The following is a 3,892-nucleotide window of genomic DNA, read 5'->3' on the forward strand; positions in this document are numbered from 1 at the left end:
GCGGCATCGCGCTCGGCGTCGAAGAAGGGGTACTGCAGGATCGCCGCCGGGAACACGATCTCGTTCATCAGCGGGTTGTAGTAGGCGTTCACCGTCTGCGGCGTCATGAACCACTCGTCGCGGTCGATCGGCTGGCCCACACGCGAGATCTGGCGGTCGTGCTCCCACACGCGCGCGCGGCGCACGTTGCCGAGCAGGTCGGTCGCGTCGATCTCGAGGGTGTCGTAGTCCTTCCACTTCACCGGGAAGCCGATCTTCGGCGTGAAGGCGTCGAGCTTGGCCAGGGCGCGCTCGCGCGTCTCGGGGCTCATCCACTCCAGACCCGAGATCGACTGACGGTAGGCCTCGACGAGGTTGGCGACCAGCTCGTCCATGGCCACCTTCGCCTGCGGCGGGAAGTGACGCTCGACGTACACCTTGCCGACCGCTTCGCCCAGGGCGGCCTCGACCAGGCCAACGCCGCGCTTCCAGCGCTCGCGGTTCACCGGCACGCCGGTGAGCTGCGTGCCGTAGAACGAGAAGTTCTCCTCGACGAACTCGTCCGAGAGGAAGGGCGCCGCGCTGTGGACTACCTGCAGCCGCAGCCACGCCTTCCAGTCCTCCAGGCGGTCCTCGCTCAGCAGGGCACCGAGGCCCGCGAGGTACGACGGCTGGCTGACGTTCACCTCGGCGAACGCCTCGCTGCGACCGGGCGCGAGCGCCTCGAGCCACGGATCCAGGTCCACGCCGACGAGCGCCTGCACGTCGGCCCAGCTCATGAGGTTGTAGGTGGCGACGGCGTCGCGGCTGCGCACCTTGTCCCAGTGGTGCGAGGCGAGCTCGGTCTCGAGCGCCACGATGCGATCGGCCTGATCGGCGGCATCCGCCACGCCTGCAAGCTCCAGCACCCGGTGGATGTGCGCGCGGTGCGCGGTGCGGGTCTCGGCGAAGTTCTCAAGCCGGTAGTAGCTCTCGTCGGGGAGCGACAGCCCGCTCTGCAGCACGAACGGCACGTACCGCACCGGGTTGCCCGGATCGGGCTCGACGTAGAGTCCGAGGAATCCGCCCACGCCGTCACGCTCGAGGTGCCCGACAGTCGCGAGCAGCTCCGGGATCGACGAGATGGCGTCGACCTGCTGCAGCAGCGGGCGCAGCGGCTGGGCACCGAGGGCGGCGATGCGCTCGGTGTCCATGAAGCTCGTGTACAGGTCGCCGATCTTGCGGGTCTCGGTGCCGGGCTCCGCCTGCTGCGCCTCTTCGATGATCGCGCGGACGTCCTTCTCGGCCTGCTCGGCGATGAGGTGGAACGAGCCCCAGCGCGCCTTGTCGTCGGGGATCGCGGTGCGCTCCAGCCACGCGCCGTTCACATGGCGGAAGAGGTCGTCCTGGGGGCGGATCTCGGGGCTCAGTTCGTCGAGCGCGAGACCGGAACGGAGGGCATCGGTCATCCTCCCAGGATATGCGCCCCGCCCGACGTCGGCCGAGGCGGGGGCCGGTGCCCACCCGGCCCTAGGCTCGTCTGGTGACCACGCGCGATCCGCTCAACCGCGACATCCTGCGCCTGGCCGTGCCGGCGCTGGGGGCGCTCATCGCCGAGCCGATGTTCCTGATCGTGGATGCCGCGCTCGTCGGCCACCTCGGCGTGGTGCCGCTGGCGGGCCTGGGCATCGCCGGCGCCGTGCTGCAGACCATCGTCGGGCTCATGGTGTTCCTCGCATACGCCACCACGCCGGCCGTCGCCCGCCGGTTCGGTGCGGGCGAAATGGCCTCGGCCGTCCGCGCGGGGATCGACGGCCTGTGGTTGGCCCTCGGGCTGGGCGCGGTGCTCGCCCTCGTCGGGTCGCTGGCGACCCCGACCATCGTCGGACTGTTCGGCGCTTCCGCCGAGGTCGCCGAGCAGGCGGAGATCTACCTCGGCATCTCGATGTGGGGCCTGCCCGCCATGCTCATCGTCTTCGCCGCCACCGGGCTGCTGCGGGGCATGCAGAACACCGTCACGCCGCTGTGGATCGCGGGATTGGGCTTCGTGGCGAACGCGCTGCTGAACTGGCTGTTCATCTACGGGTTCGGGTGGGGCATCGCCGGCTCGGCCGCCGGCACGGTCGTCGCCCAGTGGGGCATGGTCGGCGCGTACGCGCTGGTGGTGCGGCGGCTGGCCCGCCGCCATGCGGCATCCGCCCTCCCCCACCTCGAGGGCGTGCGCGGGTCCGCCCGGTCGGGTGGGTGGCTGTTCCTGCGCACCGTGTCGCTGCGGGCGGCGCTGCTGGCCACCGTCGCGGTGGCGACGATGCTGGGGACCGAAGAGCTCGCCGGCTGGCAGATCGCGTTCACCATCTTCTCCACTGCGGCGTTCGCCCTCGACGCCCTCGCCATCGCCGCGCAGGCGCTGATCGGCAAGAACCTCGGCGCCGGCGACGAGCGCGGCGTGCGGCGGGTGCTGCAGCGCACGCTCGCGTGGGGCGCCTGCTTCGGCGTGCTCGTCGGCGCACTCGTCGCGGCGGGCTCGGGGGTCATCGGGCTCGTCTTCACCGGCGACTCCGAGGTGGCGGCGCTCGTGCAGCCGGCCCTGCTGGTGCTCGCCGTGGCGCAGCCGATCTGCGGTGTCGTCTTCGTGCTCGACGGCGTGCTGATGGGGGCGGGAGACGTGCGCTACCTCGCGATCGCGGGCGGCCTGAACCTCGTGCCCTTCGTTCCGGCGCTGGCGCTCGTGGCCGTGCTGCACCCCGTCGGCGCCGCCGGATTGGCGTGGCTCGCGGCGACCTTCTTCGGCGTCTACATGCTCGCCCGGCTCGCGACCCTCACGTGGCGCGTGCGCCGGCCGCAGTGGATCACCGCGGGGGCCTGACCCTCACGCCCAGCGGCGGCACCACTCGTACATCACGACCGCGGCCGCGGCGCTGGCGTTGATGGAGCGCGTCGAACCGTACTGCGCGATCTCGACGGTCGAGGCGGCCGCGGCGAGCGCCTCGGGCGACAGCCCCGGACCCTCCTGACCGAAAAGGAGCACGCACCGCTCGGGGAGGTCGGCGCGGTCCACGGGCACCGATCCCGGCACGTTGTCGACCGCCACGATCGGAAGGCCCGCATCGGCCGCCCACGCGGCGAAGGCCGCGACGTCCTCATGGTGGCGCACGTGCTGGTACCGGTCGGTGACCATGGCCCCGCGGCGGTTCCAGCGGCGCTTTCCCACGATGTGCACCTCGGCGGCGGCGAACGCGTTGGCGCTGCGCACGATCGAGCCGATGTTCATGTCGTGCTGCCAGTTCTCGATGGCGACGTGGAACGGATGCCGCTTGGCGTCGAGATCGGCGACGATCGCCGCCATCGTCCAGTAGCGGTACTGGTCGACGACGTTGCGCCGATCGCCGTGCGCCAGCAGCTCGGGGTCGTAGCGGGGGTCGTCCGGCCACGCCTCGGGTCCCCCCGGCCACGGCCCCACGCCGTAGGGCAGCGTCGGCTCGGCCTCGGGTGCGGCGTCGGCGTCGGGTGCGGCGTCGGCGTCGGCGAGATCGGTCATCGAACCAGGCTAGCCACCGCAGCGCGGTCGGAATTCCGCCTCCCCGCGCCCTGCAGGCACGGCGACCCCGCCCGTCCGCGCTCCGCGGGAATTCCGACCGCGCCGACCTCTTTTCGGCGCGCCGAAACCTCTGCTAACTTTTCGGCATGCCGAAATCTGCCGCGCTCGACGCGCCGCCGACGCCCCCTCGGCGGCCGGCCGCCTCCCGCCCCCTCGCCTGGCTGATGGGCCCGGCGATCGTCGCGGGTGTCGCGTACCTCGACCCGGGAAACGTCGCCAGCAACATGACGGCGGGAGCCCGCTACGGCTATCTGCTGGTCTGGGTCGTGGTCGTGGGCAACGTCATGGCGTGGCTCATCCAGTACCTCTCGGCCAAGCTCGGCGTCGTCACCGGCG

General features: G+C 71.8%; 4 protein-coding genes. 2 read left to right on the forward strand and 2 right to left on the reverse strand.

The genetic code is table 11. From position 1 onward, the window contains the following. Window positions 1-1,427, reverse strand: a 1,427-nt coding sequence (locus NQ160_RS20120) for a M13 family metallopeptidase (RefSeq protein ID WP_257516879.1), incomplete at its 3' end; no start/stop codon positions are given. 74 nt (window positions 1,428-1,501) lie between these two features. On the opposite strand from NQ160_RS20120, the gene NQ160_RS20125 reads away from it, so the two are divergent. Then, window positions 1,502-2,824 carry an MATE family efflux transporter gene (locus NQ160_RS20125; protein ID WP_257516880.1) on the forward strand — a complete coding sequence of 441 codons (1,323 nt, stop codon included), beginning with the start codon at window positions 1,502-1,504 and terminating at the stop codon, window positions 2,822-2,824. A gap of 3 nt (window positions 2,825-2,827) precedes the next feature. On the opposite strand, the gene NQ160_RS20130 is transcribed toward NQ160_RS20125, so the two are convergent. Next, window positions 2,828-3,496, reverse strand: coding sequence for a TrmH family RNA methyltransferase (locus tag NQ160_RS20130; protein ID WP_257516881.1), 669 nt, complete (start codon window positions 3,494-3,496; stop codon window positions 2,828-2,830). Between the two features lie 146 nt (window positions 3,497-3,642). On the opposite strand from NQ160_RS20130, the gene NQ160_RS20135 reads away from it, so the two are divergent. Continuing rightward, on the forward strand, window positions 3,643-3,892 hold a 250-nt coding region (locus NQ160_RS20135; protein ID WP_374113687.1), incomplete at its 3' end, for an Nramp family divalent metal transporter.

This window comes from Microbacterium sp. zg.Y909 (assembly GCF_024626565.1).

Coding starts and splice junctions, on each gene's coding strand:
- NQ160_RS20130 (WP_257516881.1), bottom strand. CDS start 3,496: ATGACCGATCTCGCCGACGCCGACGCCGCACCCGACGCCGACGCCGCA.